At 73.8% G+C, this 17245-nt stretch carries 2 protein-coding genes; both read right to left on the reverse strand.

All coding sequences use genetic code 11. From position 1 onward, the window contains the following. Positions 1–20 precede the first annotated feature (20 nt). Positions 21–9002: a type I polyketide synthase gene (locus tag OG570_RS43900; protein WP_326954600.1), complete on the reverse strand. Its 8982-nt coding sequence runs from the start codon at positions 9000–9002 to the stop codon at positions 21–23. A 37-nt stretch (positions 9003–9039) separates the two neighbouring features. Further along, on the reverse strand, positions 9040–17127 hold the full coding sequence (locus OG570_RS43905; RefSeq protein WP_442788356.1) for a type I polyketide synthase: 8088 nt from the start codon (positions 17125–17127) through the stop codon (positions 9040–9042). Between the last annotated feature and the right edge of the window lie 118 nt (positions 17128–17245).

Below are 17245 nucleotides of genomic sequence, written 5' to 3' on the forward strand. Positions count from 1 at the left end.
GGTACGCCGGGCCGCCTCGGTCACGAGGTGCCGAACTTCTTGTCGATCAGCGCGAAGATCTCGTCGTCGGTCGCGTCGTCCAGCTCGTCGCCGATGGCGGCGGGGACGTCCGCGGCCTGGTGCCAGGCCGTGCCCAGGTCCTTGAGCCGGGTGCCGATCCGGGCCCGGGCCTCGTCGTCGGGGGCCAGGTCGGTCAGCTCGTCCGGGCCGAGCGCGGCGAGCGCCGCCTCCAGCCGGTCCAGTTCGTCCAAAAGGGACACCGGGCCGGGGCCCTGTGCCGGCATCAGCTCGGCCCGCAGGTGCGCGGCCAGGGCCCGCGGGGTCGGGTGGTCGAACACGAGCGTCGCGGGCAGGGACAGCCCGGTCGCCGCGTCGAGCCGGTTGCGCAGCTCCACTGCGGACAGTGAGGTGAAGCCGAGTTCCTTGAAGGGCCGGGCGGGCTCGATCGCACCGGTGTGCCCGAGCACCAGCCCGGCGGTCTCGCGGACGAGGTCCTCCAGCAGCCGGGTGCGTTCGGCGTCCGGCACGGCGGCCAGCCGCTCGGCGAACCCGCGTTCGTCCACTGTGGATACTTCCGGTTGCGGTGCGAGGTCGGCCAGCAGCGGGCTGGGCCGCGACGCGGTGAACCCGGGCGCGAAGACCGGCCAGTCGACGTCCGCGACGGCGACGAACGCGGACGGCTCGGCGACCCCCAGCGCGGTGACGGCGACCCGGGGATCCATGGCGGCGAACCCGGCGCGGCCGAGCCGGTCGCCGACCGCGCCGGCGGCCATGCCGTCACCGGCCCACGCACCCCAGGCGATCGACGTAGCGGGCAGGCCGTCCGCGCGACGCTGCTCGGCGAGCGCGTCGAGGTAAGCGTTTGCCGCGGCGTAGGACGCCTGGCCGGCGTTGCCGACCGTCCCGGCGAACGCGCTGAACAGCACGAACGCGCTCAGGTCGCCGGTCAGCTCGTGCAGGTTCGCGGCCGCGGTCGCCTTCGCCGCCAGGACGTCGGTGAAGCGGTCGGCGGTCAGGGCGTCGAGGACGCCGTCGTCGAGGACCCCGGCGGTGTGCACCACGGCGCCGACGGGGTGGTCGGCGAGGAACGCGGCCAGCTGCGCGCGGTCTCCGGCGTCGCACGCGGCGATGGTGACGTCGGCGCCGAGTGCGGTCAGCTCGGTTTCGAGGGCGGCCGCGCCGGGGGCGGCGGGGCCGCGGCGGCTGATCAGCAGGAGGCGTTCGGCACCCCGGCCGGCCAGGTAGCGGGCGACGGCCGAGCCGAGCGCGCCGGTGCCGCCGGTGACCAGCACCGGGCCGGCGGCGGCCCAGTCGACGTCGCCGCGTCCCGGGCGGGCCGGGGTCAGGCGGCGGGCGAACAGGCCGTTGGTGCGGAGTGCGAGCTGGTCTTCGCCGGTGCTGCCGGTCAGGACGCCGGTGAGCCGGGCGGCTGCTCGGTCGTCGAAGTGTGCGGGCAGGTCGATCAGGCCGCCCCAGCGGCGTGGGTGTTCGAGGGCGGCGGTGCGGCCGAGGCCCCAGAGCATGGCCTGGTCGGGCTGGTCCACGCGGTCGGCCGGGTGGGTGGCGACCGCGCCGCGGGTGGCGACCCAGAGCGGGGCGTCGATACCCGCGTCGCCGAGTGACTGCAGGAGGGTCGTGGTCACCTGCGGGCCGAGGCCGCCCAGGGCGAGCACGCCGTCGACGTCGTCGAGCGAGGCCAGGCGGATGGTCAGGGTTTCGCGGTCGGTGTCGTCGGTTTCGAGGATGGTGACCGCTGCGGCCTTGGTGAGTGCGTCGATGGCCGGGTCGTTCGCTTCTCCCGGCGGGACTACGACGAGCCATGAGGCGAGGTTGCCTGGGGCCGGGTCGTCCGTTGGCCGCCAGGTGATGGCGTAGCGCCAAGTGTCCACTGTGGACGGCTTGGCGGGCTGTCGTGCGGTGGTTTCGAGCCAGAACCGCTCGCCTTGGAACGGGTAGGTGGGCAGGTCTCGTAGCGCGCGTTTTCCTCCGAAGACCGCGGCCCAGTCCGGCTTGACCCCCGCGACGAACAGCGTTGCCAGGGCGGTCCGCAGTGCGAACGGTTCTTCGCGGTCACGGCGTTGTGCGGCGACGAACACCGCGGGTTCGGCCAGGCAGTCCTGGGCCATGCCGGTGAGCACGCCGTCCGGGCCCAGCTCGACGTAGGTGTCCACGCCGGAGGCTTCCAGCGCGCGGACGCCGTCGAGGAACCTCACTGCCTCGCCGACGTGCCGCACCCAGTAGTCCGCGTTGAACTCGGTGATCGGCTCGCCGGTGACGTTTGAGACTATCGGTATAGCCGTCTTACCGTATGACAGAGACTCCGCTATATCACGGAACTCTTCCAGCATCGGGTCCATGAGGGGCGAATGGAACGCGTGGCTCACGGTGAGCTGCTTGGTCTTGCGGTCCGCGAAGTGCTCCGCCACGGCTTTTACCGCAGCCTCGTCGCCGGAGATGACCGTCGAGTCCGGGCCGTTCAGCGCGGCGATGGTCACACGGTCTGACAGATATACCGAAACCTCGGCTTCGGTGGCCTGGATCGCCACCATCGCACCGCCGGTGGGGAGCGCCTGCATGAGACGACCGCGCGCGGCCACCAGCGTTGCGGCGTCGGCCAGCGTCAGGACGCCCGCGACGTGGGCCGCGGCCAGCTCGCCGATCGAGTGGCCGAGCAGCTGGTGTGGGGTGATGCCCCAGTGTTCGAGCAGGCGGAACTGGGCCACCTCTAGGGCGAACAGTGCGGCTTGGGTGTAGGCGGTCTGGTCGAGCAGCGCGGCGGCCTCGGAGCCAGCCTCGATGCTGGCAGTGATCTCGGTGCCGGGTTCGGCGAACATGACCTCCTTCAGCGGGCGGTCCAGGTGGGCGTCCAGGTGGGCGCAGACCTTGTCCAGGGCGTCGGCGAATACCGGGAACTCTCGGTACAGCTCGCGGCCCATTCCTGGACGTTGGCTGCCCTGGCCGGTGAACAAGAACGCGATCCGCCGCCCTTCGGAGGCCTCGCCGGTGGGTACAGAAGCCGCTCCCTCGGCTAGAGCGGTCAGGCCCACCAGTAGCTCGGTTCGGTCGGCCGCGACCAGTGCGGCGCGGTGGCGGTGTGCGGTCCGGGTGGTGCTCAGGGCGTGACCCAGCTCGGCCGGGGTCAGGTCCGGCGATGCGGTGACGTGTGCGGCCAGGCGGGCGGACAGAGCCCGTAGGGCCGGCGCTGAACGGGCGGACAGGACGAGGGGGCCGTTCTCCAGGGGCTCGTCGACGGACTCGTCAGAAGGGGCCGCTTCCAGGACTACGTGGGCGTTCGTGCCGCCGATGCCGAATGATGAGACTCCGGCTCGGCGGGGGCGGTCGGTGTCGGGCCACGGGGTTGCCTCGGTCAGGAGCGCTACCGTGCCCGCGCTCCAGTCGACCTCGGGGGTCGGCTCGTCGATGTGCAAAGACTTCGGTAGGAGTCCGTGGTGCATGGCCAGGATCATTTTGATGACGCCGGCCACGCCCGCCGCGGATTGTGTGTGGCCTAGGTTGGACTTCACCGAGCCCAGCCACAGTGGCGCGTCGGCGCGGTCTCGGCCGTATGTTGCGATCAAGGCCTGCGCTTCGATCGGGTCGCCCAGTGAAGTGCCGGTGCCGTGCGCTTCGACGGCGTCCACATCGGACGGTGTCAGGCCCGCGTCGGCCAGGGCTTGGCGGATTACCCGTTGCTGTGACGGGCCGTTCGGGGCGGTGAGGCCGTTCGACGCGCCGTCGGAGTTCACCGCGCTGCCGCGCAGCAGGGCGAGGACGCGGTGGCCGTTGCGTCGGGCGTCGGACAGTCGTTCCAGCAGGATCAGGCCGACGCCCTCGCCCCAGCCGGTACCGTCCGCGCCGGCGGCGAAGGCCTTGCAACGACCGTCGGCGGACAGGCCGCGCTGGCGGGAGAACTCGACGAACGCGCCCGGCTTGGACATCACCGTCGCGCCGCCGGCCAAGGCCAGCGAGCACTCGCCGTTGCGCAGCGCCCGCGTCGCGAGGTGCAGGGCCACCAGCGACGCCGAACAGGCCGTGTCCACCGTGACCGCGGGGCCCTCGAGCCCGAAGGTGTAGGCGACGCGGCCGCAGACGACCGAGGCCGCGTTGCCGGTGAGCAGGTAGCCCTCGACGCCTTCCGGCGACTCGTGCAGGCCCGGTGCGTAGTCCTGGCCGTTGGTGCCGATGTACACGCCGGTTTCGCTGCCCCGCAAAGAATCCGGGTCGATGCCGGCGCGCTCGAACAGCTCCCACGACGTCTCCAGCAGCAGCCGTTGCTGCGGGTCCATCGCCAGCGCTTCGCGGGGCGAGATGCCGAAGAAACCGGCGTCGAACTTGTCGGCGTCGTAGAGGAACCCGCCTTCGCGGGCGTAGCAGGTGCCCTTGTGGTCGGGGTCCGGGTCGTAGAGCGCGTCGAGGTCCCAGCCGCGGTTCGCCGGGAACGGCGCCATCGCGTCACGGCCCGCGGCCAGCAGCTCCCACAGGTCCTCGGGACTGCCGACGCCGCCGGGGTAGCGGCAGGTCATCGCGACGACGGCGATCGGGTCGTCGGCCACGGCGTCAACGACCGCGCCGACCGGGGCGACGTCGCGCTCCCCCGCCTCGCCGCCGAGCAGCGTGGCCAGGTCCAGCGGCGTGGGGTGGTCGAACGCGACGGTCGCGGGCAGCTTCAGCCCGGTCGCGGCGCTGAGCCGGTTGCGCAGCTCGACCGAGGTCAGCGAGTCGAAACCCAGCTCGCGGAACGCGCGGCGCGGTTCGATCGCGCTCGGGGAGCCGTGCCCGAGCACGCCCGCGACGTGGGCCCGCACCAGGTCGAGCAGGAACCGGTCACGGTCGGTGCCGGTCAGCGCGGCCAGTTGCCCAGCGAACCCGGCGGGGGCCGGAGTGTCCGCTGTGGACGGTGTGAAGCCGCCGAGCAGCGGGCTCGGCCGGGACGCGGTGAACACCGGCACGAACCGGTCCCAGTCGACGTCCGCGACGACCGAGACGGTGTCGCCCTGTTCGATCGCCCGTGCGATGCCGGTGACGGCGAGCGCGGGGTCCATCGCGACCAGGCCGTCGCGGCGGAGGCGGTCGCCGCGCAGGGTGTCGTCGGCCAGGCCGCCGCCCGCCCAGTGACCCCAGCCGATGGCGGTGGCCGGGAGCCCGTCGGCCGCGCGCTGCTCGGCCAAGGCCTCCAGGAACGCGTTGGCGGCGGCGTAGTTGGCCTGGCCCGCGTGGCCGACCGTGCCCGCGAAGGAGGAGAACAGCACGAACGCGTCGAGGTCGCCGGTCAGCTCGTGCAGTGCGAGGGCCGCGTCGAGCTTGGGGCGCAGGACGTCGTCGAAGCGGTCGTCGGTCAGGGCGGAGATGACGCCGTCGTCGAGGACGCCGGCGGTGTGCACGACGGCCGTCAGGTCGAGACCGTCGAGCAACGCCGCGAGGGCGTCGCGGTCGGCGACGTCGCACGCGGCGATCGTCACCTCGACCCCGAGCGCGGTCAGCTTCGCGCGCAGCTCTTCGGCGCCTGGTGCGGTCGCACCGCTGCGGCTGGTGAGGACGAGGTGCTCGGCGCCGTTCGCGGCGAGCCACTCGGCGACCTGGCCGCCGAGCGCGCCGGTGCCGCCGGTGACCAGCACGGTTCCGCGCGGCTGCCAGCCGTCGGCGGCCGGACGCGGCTGGGCCCGGACGAGCCGGCGGGCGAACACGCCGGAGTCGCGCACGGCGACCTGGTCTTCTCCGGTCCCGGCCAGGACCGCGGCGAGCCGGGCCGCGGCCCGGTCGTCGAGGGTCTCCGGCAGGTCGAGCAGGCCGCCCCAGCGGTCCGGCTGCTCCAGCGCGGCGACCCGGCCGAACCCCCAGGCCAGGGCCTGATCGGGGTGCCGGACGCGATCGCCGCGGCCGGTGGTGACCGCGCCGGAGGTGATCGTCCACACGGGAGCGTCCAGTTCGGACTGCAGCAGCTTCGTCGTGGCGGTGAGCGCTTCCCGGCCGTCGCCGACCAGGGAGACGATCCCGGCCAGGGGTTCGTCCGTCGGCTCGCGGCGGACGTCGGCGCCGTGCGCGGCCAGGGCGTCGGCGACGCCGAGGTCGTCCTCCCCCAGCACCAGCCAGACGCCGGACAGCTTCACGCGCTCGACGTCGACCGGCTCCCAGGTGACGCGGTACCGCCAGCCGTCCACAGTGGATGAGTCCAGGTGACGCCGTCGCCACGCGGCGAGCGCGGGCAGCACGTCGCGGAGGGTGTCCTCGGGCAGGCCGAGGTCGAGGTCCGCGCGGTCGACGGCGGCCCAGAACCCGCCGTCCGAGCCGCCGGCGGCGGGCGCGGGGGCGTCGAGCCAGTACCGGTCGCGCTTGAACGCGTAGGTGGGCAGGTCGACGACGCGGCCGCCGCCGAACACCTTCGCCCAGTCCGGCGAGACGCCGTGGACGTGGGCGTCGGCCAGCGCGGTCAGGAACCGGAGGAGGCCGCCTTCGTCCCGGCGGAGGGTGCCCAGCGCGACGCCGAAATCGTCCACAGTGTCCTGCAGGCCGATCGTCAGCACCGGGTGCGGGCTGCATTCGACGAACACCGAGTGGCCGCGGGCGAGCAGCGCGCGGGTGGCGTCCTCGAAGCGGACGGTGTTGCGGAGGTTGTCGTACCAGTAGCGGGCGCCGACGATCGTGGTGTCGATCGGCTCGCCGGTGACCGTGGAGTAGAACGGGATCTCGGACGTGCGGGGCCGGATCGGGCCGAGCACGTCGAGGAGTTCGGCTTCCAGGGACTCGACGTGCGCCGAGTGCGACGCGTAGTCCACCGGGACCCTCTTGGCACGGATCTCGCTTTCCGCGCAGCGGTCCATCAGCTCGTCGAGGGCGCCCGCGTCACCGGAGACGACGGTCGAGCGCGGGCCGTTGACCGCCGCGACCGAGATCCGGTCGTCGATCAGCTCGGTGACTTCGGTGTGCGGTAGCGGGATCGAGACCATGCCGCCACGTCCGGCCAGCGCCAGGATGGCCTTGCTGCGGAGGGCGACCACGCGGGCACCGTCCTCGAGGGACAGCGCACCGGCGACGACCGCGGCCGCGATCTCGCCCTGCGAGTGGCCGACCACGGCCGACGGCTCGACGCCGTACGACCGCCACAGCGTCGCCAGCGAAACCATCACCGCCCACAGCACCGGCTGCACGACGTCGACCCGGTCGAACCCGGGTGCGCCTTCGCCGCCCCGCAGGACGTCCGTCAGCGACCAGTCCACAAAGGACGACAGCGCCGTTTCACATGAGGCCATCCGAGTCGCGAAGACCGGAGACTCGTCGAGCAGCCCGACGGCCATGCCGGCCCACTGGGAGCCCTGGCCGGGGAAGACGAAAACGGACTTCGCGCCGCCACGGGCCGAGCCGCGCACCGCGGCCGGGACGACGTCGCCGCGCCCCAAGCCGGACAGGACGTCGAAGGCCTCTTCGCGAGAGGCGGCCGCGAACGCGACCCGCTCCGGCAGCGCCGCGCGCGTCGTCGCCAGCGACCAGGCGAAATCGGGCAGTCCGAGGTCCGGGTCGACCAGCCGTTCGGCGAGCCGGGCGGCCTGTTCGATAAGCGCTTCCGCGGATCGGGCCGACAGGACGACCGGAACCACACCGGACACAGCAGACGGCAACGTCTCAACAGCGGGCGCCTGCTCCAGCACCGCGTGCGCATTCGTCCCGCTGACGCCGAAGGACGACACCGCCGCGCGGCGCGGCCGGTCGGCCTCGGGCCACGGCTGAGCCTCGGTGAGCAGTTCGACGGCCCCGGTGGACCAGTCGACGTGCGGGGTCGGCGCGTCGACGTGCAGGGTCCGCGGCAGTGCGCCGTGGCGCATCGCCATGACCATCTTGATCACGCCGCCGACCCCCGCGGCGGCCTGGCTGTGCCCGATGTTGGACTTCAGCGACCCGAGCCACAGCGGCGTCTCGCGGTCGCGGCCGTAGGTGGCGATCAGGGCCTGCGCCTCGATCGGGTCGCCCAGGGTCGTGCCGGTGCCGTGCGCCTCGACGGCGTCCACTTCGGACGGTGTGAGCCGCGCGTTGGCCAGCGCCTGCCGGATCACCCGCTGCTGCGCGGGGCCGCTCGGCGCGGTCAGGCCGTTGGACGCGCCGTCCGAGTTCACCGCGCTGCCGCGGACGACGGCGAGCACGCGGTGCCCGTTGCGCTGTGCGTCGGACAGCTTTTCCAGGACGAGCATGCCGGCGCCCTCGGCCCAGCCGGTGCCGTCCGCGGCGGCGGCGAACGGCTTGCAGCGGCCGTCGGCGGAGAGCCCGCGCTGGCGCGAGAACTCGATGAACGTCGCGGTCGTCGACATCACGGCGACGCCGCCGGCGAGCGCGAGCGTGCACTCGCCGGACCGCAGCGCCTGCCCGGCGAGGTGCAGCGCGACCAGCGACGACGAACACGCCGTGTCGACGCTGACGGCGGGCCCTTCGAGGCCGAGGGTGAAGGCGACCCGGCCGGAGGCGACGCTGCCCGCGCTGCCGTTGCCCAGGTAGGCCTCGACGTCGGCGGGTGCGTGCGGCAGCCGGGAGCCGTAGTCGTGGTACATCACGCCGGCGAACACGCCGGCGCGGGTGCCGCGCACCGACTCCGGCCGGATGCCCGCGCGTTCCAGGGCCTCCCAAGAGATCTCCAGCAGCAGGCGCTGCTGCGGGTCCATCGCCAGCGCCTCGCGCGGCGAGATGCCGAAGAACTCGGCGTCGAACTCGTCGGCGTCGTGCAGGAAACCGCCTTCACGGGCGTAGAACGTGCCCGCGTGGTCGGGGTCCGGGTGGTAGAGCGCGCCGAGGTCCCAGCCGCGGCGCTCGGGGAACCCGGCGACCGCGTCCCGGCCCTCGTCGACCAGCTCCCAGAGGTCCTCGGGCGAGCGGACGCCGCCGGGATAGCGGCAGCTCATCCCGACGATGGCGATCGGTTCGGCGTCGCGCTCCCGCTCCTCGCGCAGCTCCCGCCGGACCTGCCGCAGGTCCGTGGTCACCCGCTTGAGATAGTCCCGCAGCTTGTCCTCAGTGGACATTCAGCTCACCCCAGCCCGTCGGCATGTCGCCCATCCCTCACACAGTCCCGAGTTCGCTGTCGATCAGCGCGAACATCGCATCGTCGTCGGCGGTGTCGATCTCGACGTCGTCCGCCGGGTGCTCGTCGTCGGTCCATTCGGCCAGCAGGGCCCGCAGCCGCGCGGTGATCCGCACGCGGTCCGGGTCGCCGGAGTCCACTGTGGACAGTGCGCCGCGCAGGTGGTCCAGCTGCGCCAGCACTGGCAGGTCCGACACCGCCGGTGCGGCCGGCGCCAGCTCGGTCAGCACGTAACCGGCCAGCGCGCGCGGTGTCGGGTGGTCGAAGATCAGCGTCACCGGCAGGCGCAGGCCGAGGGCCGCGGTGAGCCGGTTGCGGAGTTCGACCGCGGTCAGCGAGTCGAAGCCGATCTCCTTGAACGCCTGGTCGCCGTCGATCGTCGCGGCCGAGGCGAAGCCGAGCACGGTCGCGGTCTCGGCCAGCACGGCGTCCAGCGCCAGCTGCGGCCGGTCCGTGTCCGGGGCCGCCGCCAAGCGGCCGGCCAGGGAGGCGGTGCTCGCCGGCTCGTCGGCCCGGCGGGAGCGGGTCCGGATCAGCTCCCGCAGCAGCGGCGGGACGTCTCCACCGGCGCGCGCCCGGAGCGTGGCCAGGTCCAGCCGGGCCGGGACGAGCGTGGCGTCGGCCTGGCGCAGTGCGACGTCGAACAGTGCGAGCCCTTCGACGCTGGGCAGCGCGCCCACGCCGGACCGGGTCATGCGGCTCAGGTCGGCGGCGGCGAGGTGCCCGGTCATGCCGCTGCGTTCGGCCCAGAACCCCCAGGCCAGTGCGGTGCCGGGCCGTCCTTGGGCGCGGCGCCGCGCGGCGAGCGCGTCCAGGAACGCGTTGGCCGCGGCGTAGTTGCCCTGCCCGGCGGTGCCGAGCGTCGCGGCCACCGAGGAGAACAGCACGAACGCCGTGAGCGGCCGGTCCGCGGTCAGCTCGTCCAGGTGGACGGCCGCGTCGACCTTCGGCCGCAGGACGGCGGCCAGCCGCTCGGGGGTCAGCGAGGCGAGGACGCCGTCGTCGAGCACCCCGGCCGCGTGGACCACGCCGGTGAGGTCGGGCAGCCCGTCGAGCAGACCGGCCAGAGCCGTGCGGTCGGCGGCGTCGCAAGCGGCGATCGTGACCTCGGCGCCGAGTCCGCGCAGCCGCTCGGCCAGCTCCGGCGCGCCCGGCGCGTCCGGGCCCTTCCGGCTGGTCAGGACCAGGTCGCGGACGCCGTGCCCGGTGATCAGGTGCTCGGCGAGCAGGGCGCCGAGGGTGCCGGTGCCGCCGGTGACGAGGACCGTGCCGTCGAACACCGGCAGGTCGCCATCGGCCGGCTTGACCCGGCGCAGCCGCGGCACGTACGTCGTACCGGCCTGCACCGCGAGCTGCGGCTCCCCCGACGCGAGCGCCCGCGGCAGGAGGTCTTCCTCGCCCGGGGCGACGTCGGCGAGGACGAACCGGCCGGGGTGCTCGGACTGGGCCGCGCGGATCAGGCCCCAGACCGCCGCCCCCGCCGGGTCGTCCGCCCGGGCGCCCGAGGTCAGCAGGACCAGCTTGGCCGCCGCGAAGCGCTCGTCGGACGTCCACCGCCGGGCCAGGTCCAGCGCGCGGGCGGCGGCCGCGTGGGCCCGTTCGGCCAGGTCCGCCGCCTCGGGCGCGACCCGGACGACGATGAAACCTTCCGGTGCCGCCAGCTCGTCGAGGTCGTCACACCGAAGGACAGTGGAGTCTGCTTCGGACGGTTCGAGTTCGGTCCAGTCCACCCGGAACAGTGAGTCGGGTGCGGCGCCGGTCAGGGTCCTGGTCAACGGCCGCAGCAACAGGGAGTCCACTGTGGCCACCGGGGCTCCGGTCTCGTCGGCCACGGCGAGCGCGAGTTCACCCTCCCCCACGGTCAGCCGGACGCGCACCGCGGTCGCGCCGGTGCGGTGCAGCGTGACGCCGCGCCAGGAGAACGGGATGCTGCTCGTGCTGTCGGCGCCGATCAGGACGTCGCGGCCGGCGGCGTGGAGTGCGGCGTCGAGCAGGGCCGGGTGCAGCCCGAACCGGGCGGCGTCCTCGGTCGGCAGGACCACCTCGGCGTAGACGTCCCGGCCGGAGCGCCAGGCCGCGCGCAAGCCCTGGAACACCGGGCCGTAGCCGAACCCGGCGTCCGCGAGGTCCTGGTAGAGCGCGTCGACGTCGATCGGCTCGGCCGCCGGCGGCCACGCGGTCAGCGCGGTCCCGGCCGCCGACGACGTGCCGAGCGCCCCGGTCGCGTGCCGGGTCCAGTCGCCCTGGTCGTCCTGGCGGGAGTGGAAGGTGATCGCGCTGCGGCCGTCGTCGTCGGCCGGCGCGACCGCGACCTGGACGGTGACCGCGCCGCGTTCCGGCAGGAGCAGCGGGCCTTCCAGGGTCAGCTCTTCGAGCGTGTCGCAGCCGGTGTCCTCGGCCGCGCGCAGTGCCAGCTCGACGAACGCGGTCCCGGGCAGCAGCACGGTGTCGAACACCGCGTGGTCGGTCAGCCAGGGGTGGGTCCGCCGGGCCAGCCGTCCGGTGTAGAGCAGGCCGCCGGTGCCGGCGAGCCGGACGGCGGCGCCGAGCAGCGGGTGCCCGGCCGCGCCGAGGCCGGCCGAGGACAGTTCGCCCGCGCCGGCCGCGGCTTCGAGCCAGAACCGCTGCCGCTGGAAGGGATACGTCGGCAGGTCTTCGATGACGCGGCCGCCGGACAGGACCGTGCGCCAGTCCGGGGTGGCGCCGCAGACGTGGGCCTGCGCCAGCGCGTTGAGGAACCGGGCCGGGCCGCCGTCGTCGCGTCGCAGGGTGCCGACGGCGACGGCGTCCGCGCCCAGTTCGTCCACGGTGTCCTGGACGCCGATGGTGAGGACGGGGTGCGGGCTGCACTCGACGAACACCGAGTGGCCGCGCTCGGCGAGCAGGCGCACGACCGCTTCGAACCGGACCGTGTTGCGGAGGTTCTCGTACCAGTACCGGGCGTCCATCACCGTCGTGTCGAGCGGCTCGCCGGTGACCGTCGAGTAGAACGGCACGTCCGCGGCGCGCGGCCGGATCGGGGCCAGGACGTCCAGGAGTTCAGCTTCCAGGGAGGCCACGTGCGCCGAGTGGGACGCGTAGTCCACCGGGATCCGCTTGGCGCGGATTTCCCGGGCCTCGCAGCGGTTCACCAGCTCGTCGAGCGCGTCGGCGTCCCCCGAGACCACGGTGGATCGCGGGCCGTTGACCGCCGCGACCGAGATCCGGTCGTCGATCAGCGCGGCCACTTCGTCGTGCGGCAGGGGGATCGAGACCATCCCGCCGCGTCCGGCCAGTGCAAGGATCGCCTTGCTGCGCAACGCGACGACCAGCGCGCCGTCCTCAAGGGACAGTGCGCCCGCGACGACCGCCGCCGCGATCTCCCCCTGCGAGTGCCCGACGACGGCCGACGGCTCGACGCCGTGCGCGCGCCACAACGCGGCCAGCGACACCATCACCGCCCACAACACCGGCTGGACGACGTCGACGCGGTCGAACCCCGGCGCGCCCTCGACGCCGCGCAGGACGTCGAGCAGCGACCAGTCCACATGGGACGCCAGCGCGTCCGCGCACTCGTCGAGTCGCGCCGCGAACGCGGGCGAGGACCCGGCCAGCTCGACCGCCATCCCGGCCCACTGCGAGCCCTGGCCCGGGAAGACGAACGCCGTCCTCCCGGAACCGCGCACCGAACCCGTGACGACGTCCGGCGAGCTGCCGCCGTCGGCCAGGGTGCGCAGCTGGTCCCGGAGATCGGTGCCGAGCAGTACGGCGCGCTGCGGGAACCGTGCCCGCGTCGACGTCAGCGTGTGCGCGACGTCCACTTCGGACACCGCCGTGTCCGCCAGGTAGTCCAGGAGGTTCTTTGCCTGGTCCCGCAGTTCGCCCTCGGTTCGCGCGGACAGCACGACCGGCACCGGGCCGGAAGCGCTCTCCGGCGCGTCGGTCGCGGGGGCCTGTTCGAGGACGGCGTGGGCGTTGGTGCCGCTGACGCCGAAGGACGAGACCGCGGCCCGGCGTGGCCGGTCGGTCTCCGGCCACGGCCGCGTCTCGGTGAGCAGGGCGACGGTTCCGGCGGACCAGTCGACGTGCGGGGTCGGTTCGTCCACGTGCAGCGTGCGCGGGAGGACGCCGTGGCGCAGGGCCTGGACCATCTTGATCACGCCGCCGATGCCCGCGGCCGCCTGTGTGTGCCCGATGTTGGACTTCAGCGACCCCAGCCACAGCGGCGTCTCGCGGTCCCGGCCGTAGGTCGCGATCAGCGCGTCGGCCTCGATCGGGTCACCCAGGGTCGTCCCGGTTCCGTGCGCTTCGACGGCGTCGACGTCCGAAGCAGCCAGTCCGGCGGTGGCGAGCGCGCGGCGGATGACGCGTTGCTGCGACGGGCCGTTGGGTGCGGTGAGACCGTTGGACGCGCCGTCGGAGTTGACCGCCGAGCCGCGCAGCACGGCCAGGACCTGGTGGCCGTGGCGCTGGGCGTCGGAAAGCCGTTCCAGCACCAGGACTCCGGCGCCCTCGGCCCAGCCGGTGCCGTCCGCCGAGGCGGAGAACGCCTTGCAGCGGCCGTCGGCGGACAATCCGCGCTGGCGGGAGAACTCGATGAACATGCCCGGCTGCGACATCACGGCGACGCCGGCGGCCAGGGCCAGCGAGCACTCGCCGCCGCGCAGGGCCTGCGCCGCCCAGTGCAGGGCGACCAGCGACGACGAACAGGCCGTGTCGACGGTGACCGCGGGTCCTTCGAGGCCGAACGTGTACGCCAGCCGGCCGGAGACGACACTGCCGGTGGTGCCGGTGAGCAGGTAGCCGTCGGCGCCGCCGGCCGCTTCGTGCAGGCGCGGGCCGTAGTCGGTCGCCATGGCGCCGACGAAGACCCCGGTCGACGTGCCGCGCAGCCCGGCCGGGTCGAGACCGCCGCGTTCGAGCGCCTCCCAGGTCAGTTCCAGCAGGACGCGCTGCTGCGGGTCCATCGCGACGGCTTCCCGCGGCGAAATGCCGAAGAACGCGGGATCGAAGTCCGCGACGCCGTCGAGGAACCCGCCACCGCGGGCGTAGGTCGTGCCGGCGTGTTCCGGGTCCGGGTCGTAGAGCCCGTCGAGGTCCCAGCCGCGGTCGGCCGGGAAGCCGCCGATCGCGTCGACGCCCTCGGCGACCAGGTGCCACAGGTCTTCGGGGGTCCGGACGCCGCCGGGGTAACGGCAGCTCATCGCCACGATGGCGATCGGCTCGTCGCTGACGGCCACGGTCTCCGCGGTGGCCTGCGGAGCGTCGGACAGCTCGGTTTCCAGGTGCCGGGCGAGCGCCGCCGGCGTCGGGTGGTCGAACAGCACGCCGCTGCCGAGCCGCAGGCCGGTCACCTGGCCGAGGTGGTCCCGCAGCTCGACCGCGGTGAGCGAGTCGATGCCCAGCTCTTTGAACGTCCGCTCCGGGTCGACGTCGGTCGCGCCGGCGTAGTCGAGCACCACCGCGACACCCGCGCGGACGACGTCGCCGAGGCGGCGGTCGCGCTCGGCGGCGGGCAGGTCCGCGACCCGCTGCGCCCACGACCGCTCGACGGCCGGGGCCGGCGGGCGCGCGGGGCCGTCGAACCAGTGACGGCTGCGCTGGAACGGGTAGGTCGGCAGGTCGACGCGGTTGCCGCGGTCGCCGTAGACCGCGGCCCAGTCGACGTCGGCGCCGTGGACGTGCAGCTGTGCCAGGGCGGTGTGAAAGGTGGCCGTCTCGTTGCGGTCCCGGCGCAGGACGGCGGCGAAGGTGCCGGAGACGCACTCGCGGGCCATCGCGCACAGCACGCCGTCCGGGCCCAGCTCGACGAACACGGCGTCGCCGACTGCGCTTACGGCGTCAGCGAAACGGACCGATTCACGCACGTGCCGCGTCCAGTAGCCCGGGTCGGCGAGTTCCTCGGCGGTGGCGAGACGGCCGGTGAGGGTGGAGACGATCGGGATCCGCGGCGGCGCGAAGGTCAGCCGCGCGGCGACCGCGTGGAAGTCGTCGAGCATCGTGTCCATGTGCGGCGAGTGGAACGCGTGGCTGACCGTCAGCCGCTTGGTCTTGCGCCCCAGCGCGGTGAAATGGTCCGCCAGCGCGGTGACGGCGTCCGCGTCTCCGGACAGCACGACCGCCTGCGGCCCGTTGACCGCGGCGATCGACACCGCGGGAGTCAGTGCGGAAAGCGCTTCCGCCTCGGTGGCCTCGACGGCGAGCATCGCGCCGCCGCCCGGCAGCGCGTCCATCAGCCGGCCGCGGGCGGCCACCAGCTCGGCCGCAGCGTCGAGCGAAAGCACGCCGGAGACGTGGGCCGCGGCCAGCTCGCCAATCGAGTGTCCCAGGAGGACGGACGGGCGTGCACCGCGGCTTTCCAGCAGCCGGAACAGGGCCACTTCGAGGGCGAACAACGCGGGTTGCGTGTACCGCGTCCGGTCGAGGAGTTCCGTGGACTCGAACAGGACGTCGCGCAGCGGGACGTCGAGGTGGCGGTCGAAGCGGGCGCAGACGTCGTCGAGCGCGGCCGCGAAGACCGGCTGGGTCACGTAAAGCCTTTGTCCCGCGCCGGTTCGCTGGCTGCCCTGACCGGAGAACAGGAAGGCGACCGGGCGCGCGTCGCGCGTGGTCCCGCGGACCACCGACCGCGACGAACCGCCGGCGGCGAGGACGTCGAGTGCCCCCGCGAGATCGCCGTCCGGCACGACCACGGCGCGGTGGTCGAGGGACGCGCGCGTCGTCGCCAGGGAGTACCCGACGTCGACCGGGTCGTGCGCGGCCAGCCGGTCCCACAGCGATTTCGCTTGCACGGCCAGCGCTTCCGGCGACCGGGCGGACAGCACGAGCGGCAGCGGGTCGCCGCCGCTCGTCCGATGTACCGGAGCCGGGGCCGCGGCGAGCACGACGTGGCAGTTGGTACCGCCCATGCCGAACGAGCTGACGCCGGCCAGCCGGTTCGGCCCGGTCCACGGTGTGGCCTCGGTCGTCACGCGCAGGTTCAGCGTGTCGAGGGGGATGTCCGGGTTCGGCGCGGTGAAGTTGAGGCTCGGCGCGATCTCGCCGTGCCACAGGCACAGCACCGCCTTCAGCAGCCCGGTGATGCCGGCGGCGCCTTCCAGGTGGCCGACGTTGGTCTTGGCCGACCCGACGAGCAGCGGGGCGCCGTCCGCGCGGGCCGTGCCGATCACCGCGCCGAGCGCGGCGGCCTCGATCGGGTCACCGACGCGTGTGCCGGTGCCGTGCAGCTCGACGTACTCGACGTCGCCCGGCTCGGTGCCGGCCCGCTCGTGCGCCAGCCGCAGCACCTCGCGCTGGGCGGTTTCACTCGGTGTGGTCAGGGTTTCCGCGGTTCCGCCGTTGTTCACGGCCGTGCCGCGGATGACGCCGTAGACGCGGTCGCCGTCGGCGAGGGCGTCGGCGAGCGGGCGCAGCACGACCAGGCCGCCGCCTTCGCCGCGCACGTAACCGTTGGCGCGGGCGTCGAAGGTGAAGCAGCGGCCGTCCGGCGACAGCCCGCCGAAGCGGGACGCGCCGACCGCGCTGGCGGCGATCAGGTTCAGGTTGACCCCGCCCGCGAGTGCCACCGCGGATTCGCCGCGACGCAGGCTTTCGCAGGCCAGGTGCACCGCGACCAGCGACGACGACTGTCCACAGTCGACGACCAGGCTCGGCCCGCGCAGCCCGAGGGTGTAGGAGACGCGGTTGGCGATGACGCCGCGGTGCCCGCCGGTCAGCGAGTGCTGGGTGCTGACGCCGTGTTCGGTGAGCAGGTGCGCGTAGTCGTCCCAGATGGCCCCGAAGAACACGCCCGCGTTGTCGCCGTCGAGGCGGGCCGGCGGCAGGCCGGCGTCCTCCAGGGCCTCCCAGCTCAGCTCCAGCATCAGCCGCTGCTGCGGGTCCATCACCGCGGCTTCGCGCGGGGAGACACCGAAGAAGGCGGCGTCGAAGCCCGCTACGTCGTCGAGGAAGGCGCCGTACCCGGTCCCGGGCGCGTCATCCGGTCCGGTCCAGCGTTCGGGCGGGGTTTCGGTGATCGCGTGCCGGCCACGGCGCAGCAGGTCCCAGTACGCCCCCGGCCCCGGCGCGGCGGGCAGCCGGCAGGCCATGCCGACGATCGCGATGCCGAACTCAAGCTTGGACAAGGCGAGTCCTCCACAGATCGCGGACGGGCAGGAGCAGCCGCGACGAAGCCCGTCACGCGGCGCGCGAACGCCCGACGTTCGT

Source organism: Amycolatopsis sp. NBC_01286, assembly GCF_035982555.1.
Taxonomy (GTDB): domain Bacteria; phylum Actinomycetota; class Actinomycetes; order Mycobacteriales; family Pseudonocardiaceae; genus Amycolatopsis.

Bases quoted from the DNA above. Each gene is read 5' to 3' on its own strand.
- OG570_RS43900 (WP_326954600.1), bottom strand. From the start codon at position 9,002: ATGTCCACTGAGGACAAGCTGCGGGACTATCTCAAGCGGGTGACCACG.
- OG570_RS43905 (WP_442788356.1), bottom strand. From the start codon at position 17,127: ATGGCCTGCCGGCTGCCCGCCGCGCCGGGGCCGGGGGCGTACTGGGAC.